The following is a 733-nucleotide window of genomic DNA, read 5'->3' as shown; positions in this document are numbered from 1 at the left end:
AACAAAAAGCCCCTTCGGCGTCTTTTTTGGTTTTAAGGAATAGAGGTTTTTCGCGAATGAATTGGCTTGTGTCTTTGATCAGGGTAATGTCTGGGGTGAGAGGGGTGGATGGCAAGCTGACCATTCGCGGTGCCCAGAGCACGTGTGGGAGCCAAGCTGCCATCCACTCTTCCCGCTTTGGCTCAAAGCTCGAACAGTTGACTGAGTCCGACCTCGAACAACAAGCGTGAGCCAGGCCAAAGCGCCTCTCACTCTTTATCCTAGAGGTTTTACTCATGTCCGCCTATGCCGGAATTGATGTTTCCAAGGCCACGCTGCAGGTCGCACTGTTTCCCAAAGCAGATGATCTCTGCGTGCCTAACACCGAAGAAGGTCTCGCCAGCATCGCTGAGTACCTCAGCGCCCATCAGGTTGAACGTGTTCTTGTTGAGGCCACCGGGGGTTACGAGAGACTGTCGGTAAAGCTGCTGGCTAATGCCGGGTTCAAGGTCCAGCGTATCAACCCTGTCCGCTCACGCCAGTTCGCGCTGGCCATGGGCAAGCGCGCCAAGACGGACCCGATCGACGCGCAAATGCTGGCCATGTTCGCCTCCAGCCTGGAGGAAAAGGGTTTCGCCAAGCCTGACGAGGAACGCGAAGTCCTGCTTGAACTGGTCAACTTGCGTGGCAACCTGCATCAACAACGTGATGACAACCGGCGCCGTATCAAACAGGCCGTACTGCCCTGCGTGGT

General features: G+C 55.9%; 1 protein-coding gene. It reads left to right on the top strand.

The genetic code is table 11. The features are described from left to right. Nucleotides 1-275: 275 nt before the first annotated feature. On the top strand, nt 276-733 hold a 458-nt coding region (locus NRB16_RS28820; protein WP_257107555.1), incomplete at its 3' end, for a transposase.

This window comes from Pseudomonas sp. LJDD11 (assembly GCF_024584215.1).
Taxonomy (GTDB): Bacteria; Pseudomonadota; Gammaproteobacteria; order Pseudomonadales; family Pseudomonadaceae; genus Aquipseudomonas.
The sequence above is the reverse complement of the archived record's forward strand: the minus strand, read 5'-3'. Positions and strand labels throughout refer to the sequence as shown.